Raw genomic sequence first — 16875 nt, 5'->3', positions numbered from 1 at the left:
GCAGCCCCGTCTTGGCGACGGCGAACAGCGCAAGCCACCCAGGCTCCGGTGGCCGCGTATCGGTCTCCGGTCCCATGGTCGCGCGTCGGACCGCTGCTCGCCCGCCGACCGCCCCGGCCGACCACCGGGCACGCCCACGACGGCTTGTCCGGACCTGCCCGAAATCCAGTGAAGAATGACCAAAGCGACTGCTAATGTCGTCAGTTCATCTACTTCGAGGACTGTGCATGACCGTGCCCACTCCGTCCGACGGCCGGCAGCCCGGTGACCGGATACCGGACGACCACGACCCGTGGAGACCGCCGCCGCCCGGCACGACGCCCCCTCCCCGCTGGGAGTCGTACCCGATGGCGCCCCTGCCGGCGCCGCAGGCCCGCAACGGCATGGGCATCACGGCCCTGGTACTCGGCATCGTCGGCCTCGTCCTCGGCCTGCTCATCATCCTGTTCTGGATGTCCTGGCTGCCGGCCCTGCTGGCCGTGATCTTCGGCTCCGTCGGACTGAGCCAGGCGCGACGCGGCCGGGCGACGAACAAGGGCATGGCACTGGCCGGTGTGATCCTGGGCGGGGTCGGCCTGCTGGCCGCGGCCGGCGGCGCCGTTCTCACCGTCACCGCGGTGAAGAAGGTCACCGACGACGCGCGCGCCAAGGTCAAGGAGGTGAAGGCCTCCGCCTCGGCGTCGGAGAAGGCCCGCCACCTGTCCTTCGGCGAGTCCTACACCTTCGAGAACGGACTCAAGGTCACGGTGGCCAAGCCGAAGCCGTACACCCCGGATGACTACGTCCTCGGCCACGCCAAGGGCAACAAGGCCGTCCAGGTCATCGTGAAGGTGCTCAACACCGGCACCCATCGGGTCGAGGTGGACACCGGCCTCCCCGAAGTCAGCGACGCCGACGGAGCGTCGGCGGAGCTGTTGATCGACGGCAGCGGCCGCCAGAAGGTCATCACCGGCTACGTCCTCCCCGGCAAGGAGGCCATCGGCAAGTACGCCTTCTCCCTGCCGCCCGACGCCGCCGACAAAATCGAGGTCGAGTTCAGCCCCGACGCCATGGAGTGGAAGGACGCTTACTGGAGCGGGCCTACTACTGGCTGAGGGGGCGCCTCGAAGCCGGCGCGGGGCGTCTACAGCCCCATACCCGGCGTTCGACTGCCCTTGGCCGCACCTTGAGCCTCCTGGCTAACTACGCTGATAGCCAAGGTAATTGATGCTGTGTCAGCATCTTCATCGGCGTGGATGACGATGCAGGTCTGGTAGTCCTGGCCGGTCAGGCCATGGCAGACGCCGTTGTCGCCGCCTGACTACGCGCCGGTGATGATCCATATGAGGAACAGCGTCTGCACGGCCAGGAACGTCCACATGAAGACGCGTCTGGGCTTCTTCTGTGCCGGGGCTTGGGTTCGGGTTCGACGGCAGGCGGGTGGGCGGTGCTGTGTCCCCAGCCTTGGAATTCCTTGCTCATGATCTTTCCTTCTACGGGACGGGTGTGCTGGTCGGCACGAGCGTGCCGATGAAGATCCCCCCGAGGCGCGCCGCTGTGAGGCGCATGGCGTGCTCTTCACCGTCCTGACCGAGGACGGGAACGTTGATGGTGGCGCCCGCGACGCGGGAGTCTCCCGGCCGCGTCTGTCCCCCCAAGACGGATCACGCCTACCGGACCGTTCCCTTGAGCGCGGGGGTCGTGAAGGCCCCGAAGGAACATCGTGCCCACTATCCCGGCGGGCCGGATGATCCAGTGTGCGTGAAGGGCCCGATGTTCACCAGGTGCCTGTGGCCGAAGGCCGTCAAGGATGCGGGCCTGCCGAGGAAGACCGGCATGCACACCTTGCGGCACACCTACGCCAGTCTGCTCATTCTGCACGGGGCTGACCCAAAGGCCGTTGCTGTACGGCTCGGTGACACCGTCGCGGTCGCCCTGGCCATCTACGCGCACCTGTTCCCGGAAGAGGATCAGGGCACGCGCGAGGCCGTTGAAGACTTCTTCGGAAGTGCCCCCAATGTGCCCGGCCCCTCACCCGACGAGGTAAAGGACCAGGTCATCGAGCCCCCGTCACCCGATTCGGGCGATCCCCCGCGTCGCCCGAATCGGGCAGCTTGACCGGATCCGTTCCAAGGACGGGGATCCGGGGTCATACTGACTGCGTTGGCCCCTAGCCAGTCAACGCAGGAGTTACAGGATGTCCCCCCGCAGCGCATCGGTCAATGAAGAATTGCGGCGGCGCTCCCGTGAGCGGCTGCTCCAGGCGACGGTCGAGCTGGTGGGCGAGCACGGCTATGAGGCGACGCGGCTCGCGGACATCGCCCGGCAGGCGGGGGTCGCGCGGGGGCTGGTCTCGTACTACTTCCCCGGCAAGCGGCAGTTGCTCCAGTCCGCCGTGCACCGGCTGATGCATCGCACGCTCCAGGCCGCGCTGGAGCGTGCCCCGCGGCCGAGCGGACCGGAGACGGGGCAGGAGCTGATGGCGCGGGCCATCGACGCGATCCTGGGGCTGGCACATGAGCATCCGCTGCTGATGCGGACGCATATGGCGGGGATTCTGACGGCCGAGGGGTTCATCCAGTGCCCCGAGCAGCAACGGCTGGCGCAGTTGCTGCGGGAGACGGTCGTGGCGTACGGCTCGTCCGATCCCGATGCCGACTATCCGTTGCTGCGGGCGCTGTTGATGGGGTCGGTGGTGGCGATGCTGCTGCCGGGAGCGGCCATGCCGCGGGCGCGGCTGCGTACCGAGCTGTTCCAGCGGTACGGGCTGGCGTGGGAGTTGGGGGTCCCGCCGGACGAGGGGGCGCCCGGCGGGACGCGGGCACCGGGACCGGTGCCGGGCGGTCAGCGGTAGTCAGGCTGGGTCTGGGCGTTGAGTTCCCGGAGCCGTACCGACTTGGCGCTGTCCGTGCGCCGGTCGTCGAGGGCGAGGATGTCGAAGCCCTTGGCGATGTCGTTGGAGTAGACGTGGCCGTTGTAGTAGTACGCGGACCAGGCGCCGCCGGTGACCAGTGAGTCCGTGGAGAGCGGACCGCGTTCGAAGTAGCCGATCTCCTTGGGGTGCGCGGAGTCGGTGAAGTCCCAGACGGAGACGCCACCCTGGTACCACGCCTGGACCATGAGGTCGCGGTTCCTGGCCGGGATCAGCGAACCGTTGTGGGCGACGCAGTTCTCGGTGTCGGCCTGGTGGCGCGGGATCTTGTAGTAGCTCTTGAAGACGAGCTTGCGGTGGCTGCCCTTGCCGGTGATGTCGTAGATGCCGTCGGCACCGCGGTTCGGCCCGGTCTGCTCGTTGCAGGTGGCCGCCACGCCACCGCCCAGCTCATCGGTGAACACCACCTTGTTTCCCCGTTCGTTGAAGGTGGCCGAGTGCCAGAAGGCGAAGTTGACGTTGTCCTGGACCCGGTCGATGACCTTGGGCGCTGCCGGGTTCGACAGATCCATGAGGATGCCGTCGCCCATGCAGGCGCCCGCGGCCAGCTTCAGCTTCGGGAAGGTGGTGATGTCATGACAGCCGGTGGTCTGCGAGACCCCCGGGTTGGCGGGACCGCCGGGGTTGCCGCCGTCCGGGAAGAGCACGGGGAAGTCGATGACGGCGGCCTTCTCGGGTGCGGCACGCGGGACCTTGACGACGGAGATGCCGTCGTGCGGCGGCCGGCAGTCGGGGAAGGCCTCGCTGGGTGCGTACGACGAGACATAGACGTAGACGTTGCGGCCCTCGGGGAGCAGCGTGTGGGTGTGCGAGCCGCAGGCGGTCTCGACGGCGGCGACGTAGCGGGGGTGCTTCTTGTCGCTGATGTCGAAGACCTTGATGCCCTCCCAGGAGGACTTCTCCGTCGCGGGCTGGGTGGTGCTGGCGCAGGAGTTGTCGCTGCGCGAGGAGTCCGTGGACAGGAAGAGCAGGTTCCCGGAGACCGAGATGTCGTTCTGCGATCCGGGACAGAGCACCTGGCTCACGGTCCTGGGGGCCGCGGGCCGGGAGATGTCGTAGATCACGAAGCCGTCGTAGTTGCCGGCGAACGCGTACTTCCCCTGGAAGGCGAGGTCCGAGTTGGTGCCCTGGAGCGCCTGCTTGGGGAGGTGTGCCAGCGGGCGGACGTTGTCGCTGTGCACGACCTCGTCCACGCCGGGTATCTCGCCGTTCCTGATCGCGGCCCGGGCGTCCGCCTCCTGACCGCGGCTCACCTCCTGGGCGGCGGAGGGGTGATCGCCGGGGTCGGGGGTCGCGGCCGCCGGTCCGGCCACGAGGAGAGCGGCGGCGAGCCCGAAGGCCGCGGTCACCGCTCCGAGGGATCTGCGCCGCACGCGGGGTCTGTGCAACGACGTCACGAGGACCTCCCTGAAGTCCGTTCCGAGGTGAACGGTTCTCGGCCCCGAGTATCGCGCTGCTCATGTACATATCAAGAGGAGCGGAAGAAGATGTCACACCCCGGCACCCGCGGAAGCGGGCGGACGACGGCCGGGCGGCCCCCATGGATGGTCCGGCGGACAGGAGGGTGTGCGGTGAAGCGTCCCAGGAGAGCGAGCGTCCTTGTCGCGGCCGGCTGTGGGCCGGTGCTGGCCCTGGCCCTTGCTCTGAGCGGCTGTTCGGCCGATGAAGACGCCAAGGCGAGCGCAGCTAACGGACCGAAGGTGCTGGCGCCGGGCAGGCCGGGAGAAACGGCCCGGACCCTCACCGCCGACGAGGCCAAGAAGGCGCGCCGCGACGACTCCCCCAACCCTGCGGACCTCGCCTACGTCCAGATGATGATCCCGCACCATCAGCAGGCGCTGGTGATGACGGACCTGGCGAAGCGGTACGCCGACAGCGGGCAGGTGGGACGGCTGGCGGGGCGGATCGCCGCGGCCCAAAGACCCGAAATCGGCGCCATGAAAGGCTGGTTGAGCAGCCACGGCGGGGATCACGAGGCGGGCGGGCACCCGCACCACGACGGGGAGATGCCCGGGATGGCGACCGCCGCCGAGCTCGACCGGCTGCGGGCGGCGCGCGGCGCGCGGTTCGACGCGCTCTTCCTGAGGTTGATGATCGCCCACCACCAGGGGGCGGTCTACATGGCGACGGAGGCGCTCTCGGAGGGCAACAACGCGCTGGTGGAGGAGATGGCGAGCGAGGTCATCGCGCAGCAGGGCGCCGAGATCGGGCGGATGCGGCGGATCCAGGCCGAGTTGACGCCCTGAGGCCACGCCACCAGGGCCTGCCTCCCCGGCCCCCGTGGGCCGGCGGCGCGGCATCCGGCACCGCGGACCGGCCCGCGGAGATCGGGGCGACAGGCCCTAACGCTTGTTGTGACGTGGCGTCAGCAGACCCTCGTCGCGGGCACCGGCGATCAGCCGCAGCGACCTCCGGCGGTTACGGCCGGTGGCGTGCATGACGGCCAGCACCGGATCGCGCCCCTCCCGCTGCGCCTGCCGGTATGCGTCCGCAGCGATCTTGCGGCGCTCACCGGCCCGCGTCCGGGCGAGAACGGCGGAGCGGGCACGCTCGGCCGGTGGGGCGGAGGGGGACGACGGAGACGACGGGGACGGCTCCGCGGCGTCGGGGGACGTCGAGGACGCGGTCGGGGACGTCGAGGACGCGGTGGGGGACGTCGAGGACGCGGCGGGGACGGACGCGTCGGCGGGGGCGGACCGCCCGGAGGTCTGCTCCAGGGGCTGCTCACAGCTCAGCTCACCGCTCGGCTCGGTGGGAGAGTCGGTGGACGGAGTCGCAGACGGGTCGGCGGGGTGGCCGATGCCGGAGTCCGGTGCTGTCCGGTGCGGTACGCCGTCACTCTGGCCAAGCCCTGTCGCGCCCATCGCGCCCGTCGACCCCGCTTCCGACGCACCCGCTCCCGTCACTCCCGCCCCCGTCGCCTCACCCGTCGTACGCGTCGCGCACTCCGCCGCCCCAGCCGCCGATCCGGCCACCGCTTCCGCCCCAGCCGCCGCCTCCGCCCCGGCCGCCATCGGTGCCGATTCCGGCTCGCCCACCGGCGCCGAACCGCCCGTCGGCCGAGCATGCCGCGTCGGCCCCTGCGGCGCCGCCGGCCGCGACGCCCGCAGCGGATCGGCCACCGCACCGCATCCCGGCTCCGCCCGCGGCCCGGCCTGCGGCCCTCCGCCCCGTTCCGGTCCCCCGTCCCGTTCCGGTGCGGCGTCCGCCGGGCCGGCCTGTCGTGGTGTGGGGCGGGTCTTCCGTGGCTGCCCGGTGGCCGCCCGGAAGGCGTCGTCGAGGGGGCCATCGATCCAGCGGGCGAGGTCGGCGAGGCCGTCGAGGGTCAGCGGCGGGTCGGCCCGTACGTCCTCGACGGTGATGTGGTCGTCGGAGACCGTCACGAGGACATCGACCCGGGCGCCGTCGGCGAAGGTCAGCCGGGCGCTGCACCAGGGGCCCAGCGGGTCGAGCCGGGGCAGCGGGCACCCGGGACCGGCGGAGCCGGCCGGATCGTCGGGGGCGGCGGGGTCGGGAGCGGGCGCGGCGGAGCCGTGCGCCTGAAGCTCCCACGTGGGCCACTCCAAGGGCGCGCCCTGGGCTTCATATCGGTGATTAACGGTATAAAAGTCACTTTCCGACACATTGAAAACCTAGCCCCCGTTCACCCGGCCCAGTAGCGCGGCACGCTCATCCCACGGGGAGCAACCCCGATAGCGCATCTCCCGTCGCGCGCCCGCCGGTGCGATCCTGGGGGTATTCCGCGGAAGGGGCCACTTGTGCTTCGTGTCGCAGTGATCGGTTCCGGGCCCAGCGGCGTCTACACCGCCCAGTCCCTGATCGAGCAGCAGGCCGTACCGGACCTTGAGGTGTACGTCCTGGACCGCCTGCCCTGCCCGTACGGTCTGGTGCGCTACGGCGTCGCGCCGGACCACGAGAAGATCAAGTCGTTGCAGAACAATCTGCGCACGGTGCTGGAGCATCCCCGGGCGCACTTCGTGGGGAATGTCGAGGTGGGGGCCCCGGGGCTGGGCGTCGCGGAGTTGCGGGAGATCTTCGACGCGGTGGTGTTCTGTGTGGGCGCCGCCACCGACCGGCATCTGGGCATCCCCGGCGAGGAGCTGCCCGGCAGCCATCCCGCGACCGAGTTCGTCGCCTGGTACAGCGCGCATCCGGACGCCGCCGCGCTCCGCTTCACCCTCGCGGCCAGGTCCGCCCTGGTGATCGGGGTGGGGAATGTGGCGGTGGACGTGGCGCGGATGCTGTCCCGTGGTGCCGCCGAACTCGCTTCGACGGACATGCCGCAGGGGCCGCTCAGCGCACTCGCGGACAGTCGTGTCCAGGACGTCTGGATGGTCGGCAGACGCGGCCCCTCCCAGGCCAAGTTCACCACCAAGGAGCTGCGGGAGCTGGGCTCCCTGCCGGATACGGACGTACGGGTGCGGCCCGAGGAGCTGGCCCTGGATCCGGCCTACCAGGACCCGGGCGCGCTGCCCGCGGTGGCGCGGCGGAATATCGCGGTGCTGCGCGGCTGGGCGGAGCGGCCGGCGGCCGGACCGGAGCGCCCGGACGCCGCGCCGGAGTCGTCGCCCGCGCGCCGTCGCCGCCGTATTCATCTGCGGTTCTTCCTGCGGCCCGTGGAGATCCTGGGGGATGCGGGCGGCGTGCGCGCGGTGCGGTTCGAACGGACGGCGCCGGACGGGCACGGCGGGGTCTCGGGGACCGGTGAATTCGAGGAGATCGAGGGCCAGTTGGTGCTGCGCTCGGTCGGCTACCGGGGGACGCCACAGCCCGGTCTGCCGTTCGACGAGACGACGGGGACGGTGCCGCACCAGGCGGGGCGGGTGCTGCGGGACGGCTCGCCGCTCCCGGGTGTGTATGTGGCGGGCTGGATCAAGCGGGGCCCCACGGGGGTGATCGGCACGAACCGGCCGTGCGCGAAGGAAACCGCGCTGTCGCTGCTGGCGGACGCCCCCGCACTGGCGGAGCACGCCTCGGCCGGCGATCCGGTGGCGGCGCTGATCCGGGCGGGGCAGCGGCCGGTCACCTGGCCGGGCTGGCTGGCCATCGAGGCCGCCGAGGCGGAGTGGGGCCGCGACCTGGGGCGGGGCACCGTCAAGCTGCCGGACTGGTCAGGGCTGTTGGACGCGGCGCACACGGCGGAACGGATCAGCTGATCGGCGGGCCGGTCGGACCGGGTACGGGGGGGGCGGATCGGGTACGCGCGCGGCTGGACGGGCTACGCGGGCGGATCGGGTGCGTCCGCCGCCGAGGCGCCGTACCGGCTGCCGCCCGTTCACTCCTCCCCGAGGTGGCGCGCCTGAAGCTCCGCCCCCTGGAGGACGGCGTCGATCAGGCCGGGGAAGAGTGCGTCCAGGTCGGCCCGGCGCAGTCCGTTCATCTTGGCCGTGCCCCGGTAGAACTGCTGGATGACGCCGTGCTCGCGCAGCACCCTGAAGTGGTGGGTACAGGTCGACTTGCTGACCGGGAGTTCGATGTCCGCGCAGTTCAGCTCGCCCTCGGCGGCCGCCAGGGCGCGGACGATCCGCAGCCGCATCGGGTCGGCGAGCGCATGCAGCACCTCGGCGAGCCGGATGTCCTCCTGAGCCGGGTGCTCCAGCGAACGGGAGCCCGGCGGGGTGCGCGGGGCGGTGGTATCGGTCGGCATGACGGCTCCTGATTCTTCTGCGGGGCGCGGTAGGGCCTGGCGTACCGACCCGCCCGCTCATTGTACGAGAAGCGTCGTAGTTTGACATCTGCCGTAGTACGACGACTATCGTATGACTGCGGGTTCCGGCCGGTACCCGTTCATTTTCAGGTACAGGAGCCTGCTGTGAGCGCATTGTTCGAGCCCATCACCCTCCGCTCGCTGACCGTCCCGAACCGCCTCTGGATGGCCCCGATGTGCCAGTACTCCGCGGCCCCCGACGGCCCGGCGGCGGGGGCGCCCGGCGACTGGCACTTCCAGCACCTGGCCGCGCGGGCGACGGGCGGAACCGGCCTCATCCTCGCGGAGGCGACCGCGGTGAGCCCCGAGGGGCGCATCAGCCCGTACGACCTGGGGCTGTGGAACGACACCCAGACCGAGGCGTTCCGGCGCATCACCGACTTCCTCAAGGCCCAGGGGACCATCCCCGGCATCCAAATCGCCCACGCCGGAAGGAAGGCGTCCACCGAGCGCCCCTGGGTGAACCGCGGCGGCCCGGTCCTCCCTGGTCAGCGTCATGGCTGGGAGCCGGTCGCGCCGAGCGCGGTGCCGTTCGACGACGGGTTCGCGACCCCGGCGGAGCTGTCCGTGGCGCAGATCCAGGAGCGCGTCGCGCAGTTCGGCGCGGCGGCCCGGCGGGCGCTGGCGGCGGGCTTCCAGGTGGCCGAGATCCATGGTGCGCACGGCTATCTGATCAATGAGTTCCTCTCCCCCTTCACCAACCGGCGCACCGACGAGTACGGCGGCTCGTACGAGAACCGGACCCGGTTCGCACTGGAGGTCGTGGACGCCGTACGGGCGGTCTGGCCCGACGAACTGCCGGTCTTCTTCCGGATCTCGGCGACCGACTGGCTCACCGAGGACGAGAGCGACGCGCGCGAGGGCTGGACGGCCGACGACACCGTGCGCTTCGCCCACGACCTGCGGGAGCACGGCGTCGACCTGCTGGACACCTCCACGGGCGGCAACGCCCCCGACGCCAAGATCACCACGGGGCCCGGCTACCAGGTGCCGTTCGCGGAGCGGGTCAGGAAGGAGAGCGGTCTGGCGGTGGGCGCGGTCGGTCTGATCACCGAGGCGCGGCAGGCCGAGAAGATCATCGCGGACGGCCAGGCCGACGCCGTGCTGCTCGGCCGGGAGCTGCTGCGCTCCCCCAGCTTCGCGCAGCAGGCGGCGCGGGAACTGGGTGCGGAGATCCCCGTGCCGCAGCAGTACCTCCGGGCCGTCTGAGGCCGTCGGACGGGCCTGCGGCATCCGCGGCGGGAGCCGGTGCCGCACCGTCCGACCTGCGCGGATATCCACCGGGACGCCATTGTCAGTGGTCGGGTGCAGACTTGCCACTATCTGAGACAACGGCGTCCCGGAGGTGTTCCGGCATGACTGACGTACTACTCGCGGTGGGCACGCGCAAAGGGCTCTTCATCGGCCGTCGGCGGCACGGTGACTGGGAATTGAGCGGTCCCCATTTCCCCGCCCAGGCGGTGTACTCCCTCGGGATCGACACCCGCCGCACGGCCCCCCGGCTGCTGGCCGGCGCCGACAGCGCCCACTGGGGCCCGTCGGTCTTCCACTCCGACGACCTGGGCGAGACCTGGCACGAGCCCGCCCGCCCCGCGGTCAAATACCCCACGGACACCGGGACTTCACTGGAGCGGGTGTGGCAGCTGCATCCGGCCGGGCCCGCCGCCCCCGATGTGGTCTACGCGGGCACCGAGCCCGGCGGCCTGTTCCGCTCCGACGACGGCGGCGAGACCTTCGAGCTCGTCCGGGCGCTGTGGGACCACCCGAGCCGGGAGCAGTGGGTGCCGGGCGGCGGCGGGCTGGCCGTCCACACGGTGGTCACCGACCCGCGGGACGCCGACGCGGTCACCGTCGCCGTATCGGCGGCCGGGGTCTTCCGCACCCGTGACGGGGGCGCCAGCTGGGCACCGTCCAACACGGGCGTCAAGGCGGTCTTCCTGCCGGATCAGCATCCGGAGTTCGGCCAGTGCGTCCACAAGATCGCGCAGGACCCGGTCGACCGCGACCGGCTGTATCTACAGAACCACTGGGGCGTCTACCGCAGCGATGACGCGGGCGCGACATGGACGGATATCGGCAGCGGGCTCCCCTCGGACTTCGGCTTCGCGGTGGCCGCGCATCCGCGCACGGGGGATGTCGCCTACCTCTTCCCGATCACCGCCGATATCGACCGGGTGCCGGCCGAGCGCCGCTGCCGGGTCTACCGCACCGCCGACGCCGGCCGGAGCTGGGAGCCGCTCAGCGCGGGCCTGCCGCACGAGGACCACTACGGCACGGTGCTCAGGGACGCGCTGTCCGTCGATGACAGCGACCCCGCGGGGGTGTATTTCGGCAATCGCAACGGCGAGGTGTACGCCAGCGCGGACGACGGCGACAGCTGGCAGCAGCTCGCCTCCCATCTGCCGGATGTGCTGTGCGTACGGGCTGCCGCCGTGGCCTGAGGAGGGAGCATGGAGGGCGGGGAGAGCGCCGGAGCACCAAGTAACGGAGCGGTGGGACAGGACAGTTGGGGCGTCCCGCCGCTCCGGGCGGCCGGGCTCGGGCCATCGGTTGAAGAGGAGGGGCCCGCGGCCAGTAGGGTGATCCCGTGGCTGCACAACCTCTCCAAGACATTGTCGAACCGGGCTGGGCCAAGGCACTTGAGCCGGTCGCCGGACGGATCGCCGCGATGGGTGATTTCCTGCGGGCGGAGATCGCCGCGGGACGCACCTATCTCCCGGCAGGCAACAACGTGCTGCGCGCCTTCCAACAGCCCTTCGACGAGGTGCGGGTCCTCATCGTCGGACAGGACCCCTACCCCACCCCGGGGCATGCGGTCGGGCTCAGCTTCTCCGTGGCGCCGGACGTCCGCCCGCTGCCCGGCAGCCTGGAGAACATCTTCCGCGAGATGCACTCCGACCTCGGACTCCCCCGCCCCTCGAACGGCGATCTGACGCCATGGACCCGCCAGGGCGTACTGCTGCTGAACAGAGCACTGACCACGGCCCCCCGCAAGCCCGCCGCGCATCGCGGCAAGGGCTGGGAGGAGGTCACCGAGCAGGCCATCCGGGCGCTGGTGGCGCGCGGACGCCCGCTGGTGTCGGTGCTGTGGGGGCGCGACGCACGCAATCTGCGGCCGCTGCTCGGCGAGCTGCCGGCCGTCGAGTCCGCCCACCCCTCCCCCATGTCCGCCGACCGGGGCTTCTTCGGCTCGCGGCCCTTCAGTCGGGTGAACGAGCTCCTGGAGCGACAGGGCGCCCAGCCCGTCGACTGGAGGCTGCCCTGACCCCGGGCGATAGTGTGCCCAGCATGACGAATGCGAACATCCCTGCGGGTTGGTATGCCGACCCGCAGGGCACCCCCCACCAACTTCGCTGGTGGGACGGGTCCCAGTGGACGGAGCACACCCACCCGGGACAACAGGCCGCGGCGCCCGCCCAGGGCCAGGCATCACAGCCCGGCCCCCAACAGGTCCAGCAGGCGCCCGCGCAGCAGGCCATGCAACAGGCCGCCCAGCAGCCCCCGCAGCAGCAGATGCCGCAGCAGTTCGCTCCGCAGCAGTCCGCGCAGGCGCCGGGCCAGGCGCCGTATCCGGGTCCGCAGCAGGGCGGCGCGCCGCACGGCCAGGCCTACGGCTACCCGCAGCAGGCGCCCGGCCAGCCGATGCCCGGCCAGCACATGCAGCAGATGCCCGGCCAGCCGATGCAGCAGCCGTACGGACAGCAGCCGATGGCGGGGCATCCGGGCGGGAACCCGGCCGCGGTGCAGCAGCAGGTGCAGCAGAAGGCGGGCGTGGCGCCCGGCGGGCCGGGTGGTGGCACCCTGTTCACCGAACCGGTGCTGGTGGTCAACCAGAAGGCCAAGCTCATCGAGGTCACGAACGAGTACAGCGTCTTCGACCAGCACGGCACCACCCTGGGCGCGGTTGTCCAGGTCGGCCAGAGCACGGCCAAGAAGGTGCTCCGGGTGGTCTCCAGCCTCGATCAGTACATGACCCACAAGCTGGAGATCCGGGACGCGTACGGCCAGCCGCAGCTGGTGCTGACCCGGCCCGCGAAGATCGTCAAGTCCAAGGTGATCGTGCAGCGTCCGGACGGTTCGCCGGTCGGCGAGATCGTGCAGCAGAACGCCATCGGGAAGATCAACTTCGCGATGATGGTCAACGGTCAGAAGATCGGCGCCATCAAGGCGGAGAACTGGCGCGCCTGGAACTTCGCCATCGTGGACCACGCCGACACCGAGGTCGCCCGGATCACCAAGACCTGGGAGGGCCTCGCCAAGACGATGTTCACGAGCGCGGACAACTATGTCCTGCAGATCCACCAGCAGCTGCCCGACCCGCTGCTGAGCCTGGTGGTCGCCACGGCCCTGACCGTCGACACCGCGCTCAAGCAGGACGCCCGCGGCTTTGGGTGAGCCGGCCGGCCGCCGCCCGGACACCCTCCGGGCCGGCCTCGTCCTCGGCGTCGACTCGGGCGGCTCGGGGCTGCGGTGCGCCGTCGCGCGCGCCGACGACGCCGAGGCCCGGCCGTTGGCCGCCCGCTCCTCGGACGAGCCGGTGCGCACCGGCCCCGCGGGGATCGACGCGGAGCATCTGCTGTCCCAACTGCTGCCCGCTGCAACGGAGTTGGCGCGGGAAACGGGTGCCGACGGGTTCACTGCGGTGTGCGTGGGGGCGGCCGGTATGGCCACGCTGGGCGAGGAACTCCGCGCCCGGCTGCCGGGCGCGCTGGCGACCGCCTTCGGGGTACGGCAGGTCGCCCTCGCCGCGGACGCGGTCACCGCGTACGCCGGGGCGCTGGGCCAGCGGCCCGGTGCGGTGGTCGCCGCGGGCACCGGCATGATCGCCCTGGGCACCGACCTGACTCCGGAAGGCGGTTGGCGCCGTGCGGACGGCTGGGGCCACCTGCTGGGCGACTGCGGCGGCGGCGCCTGGATCGGCCGCGCCGGGCTGGAGGCCGCACTGCGCGCGTACGACGGACGCCCGGGCGGCTCGGCCGCCCTGCTGGCGCGCGCGGAAGCGGTGTTCGGGCCGGTCTCGGGGCTGCCCGGCGCGCTCTACCCGCGCCCCGACCGGCCCGCCGTGCTGGCCTCGTTCGCCCCGGAGGTCGCCCGCTGCGCCACCGGGGACGACGAGGTCGCCCTCGGCATCCTGCGGGCCGCGGCGGGCCATATCGCCGATGCCGCGGCCGCGGTCTGCCCGCCGGGCGCCGGCAGCGCGGTGGCCTGTACCGGCGGGCTGTTCGGCATGGGTGAACCCCTGCTGGCTCCGCTGCGCACAGCGCTCGCCGAGCGGCTGCCGCAGGCCCGTACGACGCCCGCCGCCGGGAGTCCGCTGGACGGGGCGCTGACCCTCGCAGCGGCGCTAGCCTGCGACCGTCTGAGGCTGCCCACGGATCGGAAGTTGTTGCAGATCACACGCCCTGCGCCGGGGTGACGCGCGGGATAAATCGGGACGGATACCGCTCCACCCAACCCTCCCTCCGCGCGAGGGTGGTCCGAGGCGTTAGCATGCGACGCCATGAGTTCCCCCACTGGGCCCGCACCTGGCTCGCCCGATTTTGACGCCGCCTCCCCGAGCCCGGGAGCCGCACCCGGTCTGCCGGTTCGTATGCCGCGCAGGCAGACCGGCCGCCACCGCAAGCCGGAACCGCTCGCCGCACCCGAGGGCGCGCCCGCCCTGGTGCTGGCCGTACCCGGCACTCCGTCCGGCGCCTCGCGCAGCCTGGCGGAGGAGGTTTCCAGCATCGCCCGCTCCGAACTCCCGGGCCTCGACGCCCGGATCGGCTATGTCGATGGTGGCGACGACGAGTTCCCGTCCCTGGAGGCCGTGCTCGCGCACGCCGCCGCCGAGCACAAGGACCGGGTGGGCGCCGACGGACAGCCCGACCCCGGCCCCGCCGCCGTGGTGGTGCCGCTGCTGGCCGGACCGGACAGCGCCCTGCTGCGCCGGATACGCCAGGCGATGATGAACAGCGGCTCCGGCGCCGAGCTGACCGATGTCCTCGGCCCGCACCCGCTGCTCGCCGAGGCGCTGCACGTCCGGCTCTCCGAGGCCGGTCTGGCGCGGGCCGACCGCGCCCGGCTGTTCACGGTCGCCACGGCCGCGGACGGCATCATCCTCGCCACCGTGGGCGGCGAGGAGGCCGTGCAGGCCGCCGGGATCACCGGCATGCTGCTCTCCGCGCGGCTCGCGGTGCCGGTGCTGGCCGCCGCCCTGGACCAGGAGGGCGCCATCTCCCGTACCGCCGAGCAGCTGCGGGAGTCCGGTTCGCAGCAGCTGGCGCTGGCTCCGTACCTGATCGGCCCGGAGATCAGCGACGGCCTGCTGGGGGCGGCCGCGGCGGAGGCCGGCTGCGCGTCGGCCGAGGCGCTGGGCGCCTACGGCACGGTGGGCCGGCTGGTGCTCTCGAACTACGCGGCGGCGGTGGGGATCACCCTTCCGACTCAGGCGCAGGGGGTTCCGGTCCGCTAGACGACAGAGCCTCGTCCCCGGGACCGGACACCGTTCTCCGAAGGGCCGTCCTCGCGCAGTGCGCGGGGCGGCCCTTCGCCGTGTCCGGGCGGAGGCGATACGTCCGGTTGCGCTCCGAGCGGCGCAGACGCCCACCAGACGGCCCGGCAGGGCGAAGGGGGCGGTGCGGGGCAGGCGGACGGCCATACGTCCGCGAGAGGCGCACACAAGGCGTCTGCCGTCCCCCTGACGCGCCGACCGATGAGTCCGAACCTCCGACCAGGTCTAACGTCCTGTCGAGGCCATCGCCGACCGCTCGCCCCCGTGGGCGGAGCGGGCAGCCCAGGAGGGAAGTTCATGACTCACATCGATGTCGTCCGCGCCGCCTTCGCGGCCTATCTCGCCCAGGACCGCGCGGCCATGGACCGCTTGCTCGCCGAGGATTTCGTCTTCACCAGCCCGCAGGACGATCACATCGGCAAGGCCGCGTTCCTCGACATCTGCTTCCCCACGGCGGACCGGCTCCGGCGGCAGGAGCTCCTCGATGCCGTGGCGATCGATGGTGAGCAGGTCTTCGTCCGGTACGCCTACGAGCTGACGACGGGCGAGCAGCATCGCAATGTCGAGGTGATGACGGTGCGGGACGGCCGGGTCACCGAGACCCAGGTGTACTTCGGCGGGAATTTCCCGCAGGGGTGAGGCGGTCGCGGGCAGGTCAGGCGAAGACCACGCAGGAGGCGGCCGGTGCCTCGACGGATCCGGCCCGGGCCGGGATGCCGGTCGCCGGGTCGACGGTGAACCAGGTGACGTCGCCGGAGCGCTCGTTGGCGGTGTAGAGGTGCCGTCCGTCGGGGTGCAGCGCCAGGTCACGGGGCCAATGGCCGCCGCAGGGGACGGTGGTGACGAGCGTCGCGGTGTCGCCGGACGCCCCGAGGGACAGGACCGAGAGGCTGTCATGGCCCCGGTTGGCGGCCCAGGCGAACCGGCCGTCCCGGGAGATGACCAGCTCGGAGGGGAAGGTGCCCTCCGTGGCGGCCCCGTCCGGGAGGAGGCGGGTCTCGCCGAGCGGCGTCAGCACGCCCCGGTCGGCGTCCCAGCGGCAGACGGTCACCGTCGGATCGAGTTCATTGATGACATAGGCATGGTCGCCGCGCGGGTGGAAGGCGAGATGGCGCGGGCCGCTGCCTGGCCGCAGGCCCGCCTCCGTGTGTACGGTCAGCGCCCCGTCACCGGCACCGAGGGCGCAGCTGCGTACCGAGTCGGTGCCCAGGTCGACGCTGAGCAGCCAGCGGCCGCCGGGGTCGGGCAGTACGGCATGGGCGTGCGGGCCCTCCTGGCGGTCGGTCCGCGGGCCGCTGCCCTGGTGGGTGAGCACGGTGGCGGGGCCGGCGAGGGTGCCGTCGGCCCGTACGGGGAGCGTACTGACGCTGCCGGAGCTGTAGTTGGCAGTGAGGAGCCGGCCGTCGGCCAGGGTGAGGTGGGTGGGGTCGGCGCCGTCCACGGGGACGGCGGGGGCGAGCAGCTCGGGCCCCCGTGGGGTGAGAGCGAAGGCGGCCGCGGCACCGTCCGGGGTCTCGCTGACCGCGTAGAGGTACCGGCCGTCGGGGCTCGGCGCCAGGTAGGAGGGGTTGGGGACGGCGTCGGTGGAGTGCAGCGGGGTGAGGGCGCCGGACTCCGGGTCGACGGCCGCGGTGGTGATGCCGAGGCCGCCGGCCGTGGTGAACGATCCGATGTAGGCCCGCAGGCCGTTGACGCCCGTCCCCACTGGTCCGCCCTTCGTCCGCCTGCCCGTTGAGGTGCTGCGGCGACGCTAACAGGCAGGGG

The 16875-nt window shown here is 72.0% G+C and carries 16 protein-coding genes and 1 pseudogene; 12 read left to right on the top strand and 5 right to left on the bottom strand.

The window, feature by feature from the left end; all coding sequences use genetic code 11:
• Nucleotides 1-227 precede the first annotated feature (227 nt).
• The 3 genes from QT196_RS35405 (at nucleotide 228) to QT196_RS35395 (ending at nucleotide 2833) form a co-directional block, all read left to right on the top strand.
• Nucleotides 228-1094: a DUF4190 domain-containing protein gene (locus tag QT196_RS35405; RefSeq protein WP_168482717.1), complete on the top strand. Its 867-nt coding sequence runs from the start codon at nucleotides 228-230 to the stop codon at nucleotides 1092-1094.
• A gap of 586 nt (nucleotides 1095-1680) precedes the next feature.
• Nucleotides 1681-2097, top strand: a complete 417-nt coding sequence (locus QT196_RS35400; RefSeq protein ID WP_290356397.1) for a tyrosine-type recombinase/integrase — start codon at nucleotides 1681-1683, stop codon at nucleotides 2095-2097.
• A 79-nt stretch (nucleotides 2098-2176) separates the two neighbouring features.
• Nucleotides 2177-2833, top strand: coding sequence for a TetR/AcrR family transcriptional regulator (locus QT196_RS35395; RefSeq protein WP_290356396.1), 657 nt, complete (start codon nucleotides 2177-2179; stop codon nucleotides 2831-2833).
• On the opposite strand, the gene QT196_RS35390 is transcribed toward QT196_RS35395, so the two are convergent.
• Nucleotides 2824-4308, bottom strand: a complete 1485-nt coding sequence (locus tag QT196_RS35390; RefSeq protein ID WP_168482714.1) for a hypothetical protein — start codon at nucleotides 4306-4308, stop codon at nucleotides 2824-2826. The genes QT196_RS35395 and QT196_RS35390 overlap by 10 nt on opposite strands.
• A gap of 174 nt (nucleotides 4309-4482) precedes the next feature.
• Between QT196_RS35390 and QT196_RS35385 the strand changes: the two genes are divergently transcribed.
• On the top strand, nucleotides 4483-5157 hold the full coding sequence (locus QT196_RS35385; RefSeq protein WP_248001466.1) for a DUF305 domain-containing protein: 675 nt from the start codon (nucleotides 4483-4485) through the stop codon (nucleotides 5155-5157).
• A gap of 96 nt (nucleotides 5158-5253) precedes the next feature.
• Here the strand turns inward: QT196_RS35385 and QT196_RS35380 are convergent, their stop codons facing one another.
• Together QT196_RS35380 and QT196_RS35375 are read right to left on the bottom strand one after the other, a co-directional pair.
• Nucleotides 5254-5775 (bottom strand): DUF6214 family protein, encoded by a 522-nt coding sequence (locus tag QT196_RS35380; protein ID WP_168476354.1) that lies wholly within the window; start codon nucleotides 5773-5775, stop codon nucleotides 5254-5256.
• Nucleotides 5776-5997: 222 nt separating this feature from the next.
• Nucleotides 5998-6534, bottom strand: a pseudogene (locus QT196_RS35375) (DUF6214 family protein); the annotation flags it as partial.
• A gap of 135 nt (nucleotides 6535-6669) precedes the next feature.
• On the opposite strand from QT196_RS35375, the gene QT196_RS35370 reads away from it, so the two are divergent.
• On the top strand, nucleotides 6670-8067 hold the full coding sequence (locus QT196_RS35370; protein WP_248001465.1) for an FAD-dependent oxidoreductase: 1398 nt from the start codon (nucleotides 6670-6672) through the stop codon (nucleotides 8065-8067).
• Between the two features lie 119 nt (nucleotides 8068-8186).
• On the opposite strand, the gene QT196_RS35365 is transcribed toward QT196_RS35370, so the two are convergent.
• Nucleotides 8187-8558 (bottom strand): helix-turn-helix domain-containing protein, encoded by a 372-nt coding sequence (locus tag QT196_RS35365; protein WP_168482713.1) that lies wholly within the window; start codon nucleotides 8556-8558, stop codon nucleotides 8187-8189.
• Nucleotides 8559-8723: 165 nt separating this feature from the next.
• Between QT196_RS35365 and QT196_RS35360 the strand changes: the two genes are divergently transcribed.
• The 7 genes from QT196_RS35360 (at nucleotide 8724) to QT196_RS35330 (ending at nucleotide 15750) form a co-directional block, all read left to right on the top strand.
• Nucleotides 8724-9827 carry an NADH:flavin oxidoreductase/NADH oxidase gene (locus tag QT196_RS35360; RefSeq protein WP_290356395.1) on the top strand — a complete coding sequence of 368 codons (1104 nt, stop codon included), beginning with the start codon at nucleotides 8724-8726 and terminating at the stop codon, nucleotides 9825-9827.
• A 146-nt stretch (nucleotides 9828-9973) separates the two neighbouring features.
• Nucleotides 9974-11059, top strand: coding sequence for a sialidase family protein (locus QT196_RS35355; protein ID WP_290356394.1), 1086 nt, complete (start codon nucleotides 9974-9976; stop codon nucleotides 11057-11059).
• 146 nt (nucleotides 11060-11205) lie between these two features.
• Entirely contained in the window at nucleotides 11206-11883 is a 678-nt protein-coding gene (locus tag QT196_RS35350) for a uracil-DNA glycosylase (RefSeq protein ID WP_085922346.1), read from the top strand.
• Nucleotides 11884-11906: 23 nt separating this feature from the next.
• Entirely contained in the window at nucleotides 11907-13013 is a 1107-nt protein-coding gene (locus QT196_RS35345; protein ID WP_168482710.1) for a phospholipid scramblase-related protein, read from the top strand.
• Complete coding sequence (locus QT196_RS35340; protein WP_266732811.1) at nucleotides 13006-14034, top strand: BadF/BadG/BcrA/BcrD ATPase family protein; 1029 nt, start codon at nucleotides 13006-13008, stop codon at nucleotides 14032-14034. Before QT196_RS35345 ends, QT196_RS35340 begins: the two co-directional genes overlap by 8 nt.
• 174 nt (nucleotides 14035-14208) lie before the next feature.
• Nucleotides 14209-15072 (top strand): hypothetical protein, encoded by an 864-nt coding sequence (locus tag QT196_RS35335; RefSeq protein ID WP_168482708.1) that lies wholly within the window; start codon nucleotides 14209-14211, stop codon nucleotides 15070-15072.
• 336 nt (nucleotides 15073-15408) lie between these two features.
• Complete coding sequence (locus QT196_RS35330; protein ID WP_290356392.1) at nucleotides 15409-15750, top strand: nuclear transport factor 2 family protein; 342 nt, start codon at nucleotides 15409-15411, stop codon at nucleotides 15748-15750.
• A gap of 16 nt (nucleotides 15751-15766) precedes the next feature.
• Here QT196_RS35330 and QT196_RS35325 read toward each other — a convergent pair whose 3' ends face one another.
• Entirely contained in the window at nucleotides 15767-16816 is a 1050-nt protein-coding gene (locus QT196_RS35325; protein WP_290356391.1) for a lactonase family protein, read from the bottom strand.
• Between the last annotated feature and the right edge of the window lie 59 nt (nucleotides 16817-16875).

Source organism: Streptomyces sp. P9-2B-2, from assembly GCF_030406865.1.
GTDB classification, from domain to species: Bacteria; Actinomycetota; Actinomycetes; order Streptomycetales; family Streptomycetaceae; genus Streptomyces; species Streptomyces platensis.
This window is presented reverse-complemented; position numbering and strand designations above follow the sequence as displayed.

Coding starts and splice junctions, on each gene's coding strand:
- QT196_RS35395 (WP_290356396.1), top strand. CDS start 2,177: ATGTCCCCCCGCAGCGCATCGGTCAATGAAGAATTGCGGCGGCGCTCC.
- QT196_RS35380 (WP_168476354.1), bottom strand. CDS start 5,775: ATGGGCGCGACAGGGCTTGGCCAGAGTGACGGCGTACCGCACCGGACA.
- QT196_RS35405 (WP_168482717.1), top strand. CDS start 228: ATGACCGTGCCCACTCCGTCCGACGGCCGGCAGCCCGGTGACCGGATA.
- QT196_RS35365 (WP_168482713.1), bottom strand. CDS start 8,558: ATGCCGACCGATACCACCGCCCCGCGCACCCCGCCGGGCTCCCGTTCG.
- QT196_RS35345 (WP_168482710.1), top strand. CDS start 11,907: ATGACGAATGCGAACATCCCTGCGGGTTGGTATGCCGACCCGCAGGGC.
- QT196_RS35335 (WP_168482708.1), top strand. CDS start 14,209: ATGCCGCGCAGGCAGACCGGCCGCCACCGCAAGCCGGAACCGCTCGCC.
- QT196_RS35355 (WP_290356394.1), top strand. CDS start 9,974: ATGACTGACGTACTACTCGCGGTGGGCACGCGCAAAGGGCTCTTCATC.
- QT196_RS35330 (WP_290356392.1), top strand. CDS start 15,409: ATGACTCACATCGATGTCGTCCGCGCCGCCTTCGCGGCCTATCTCGCC.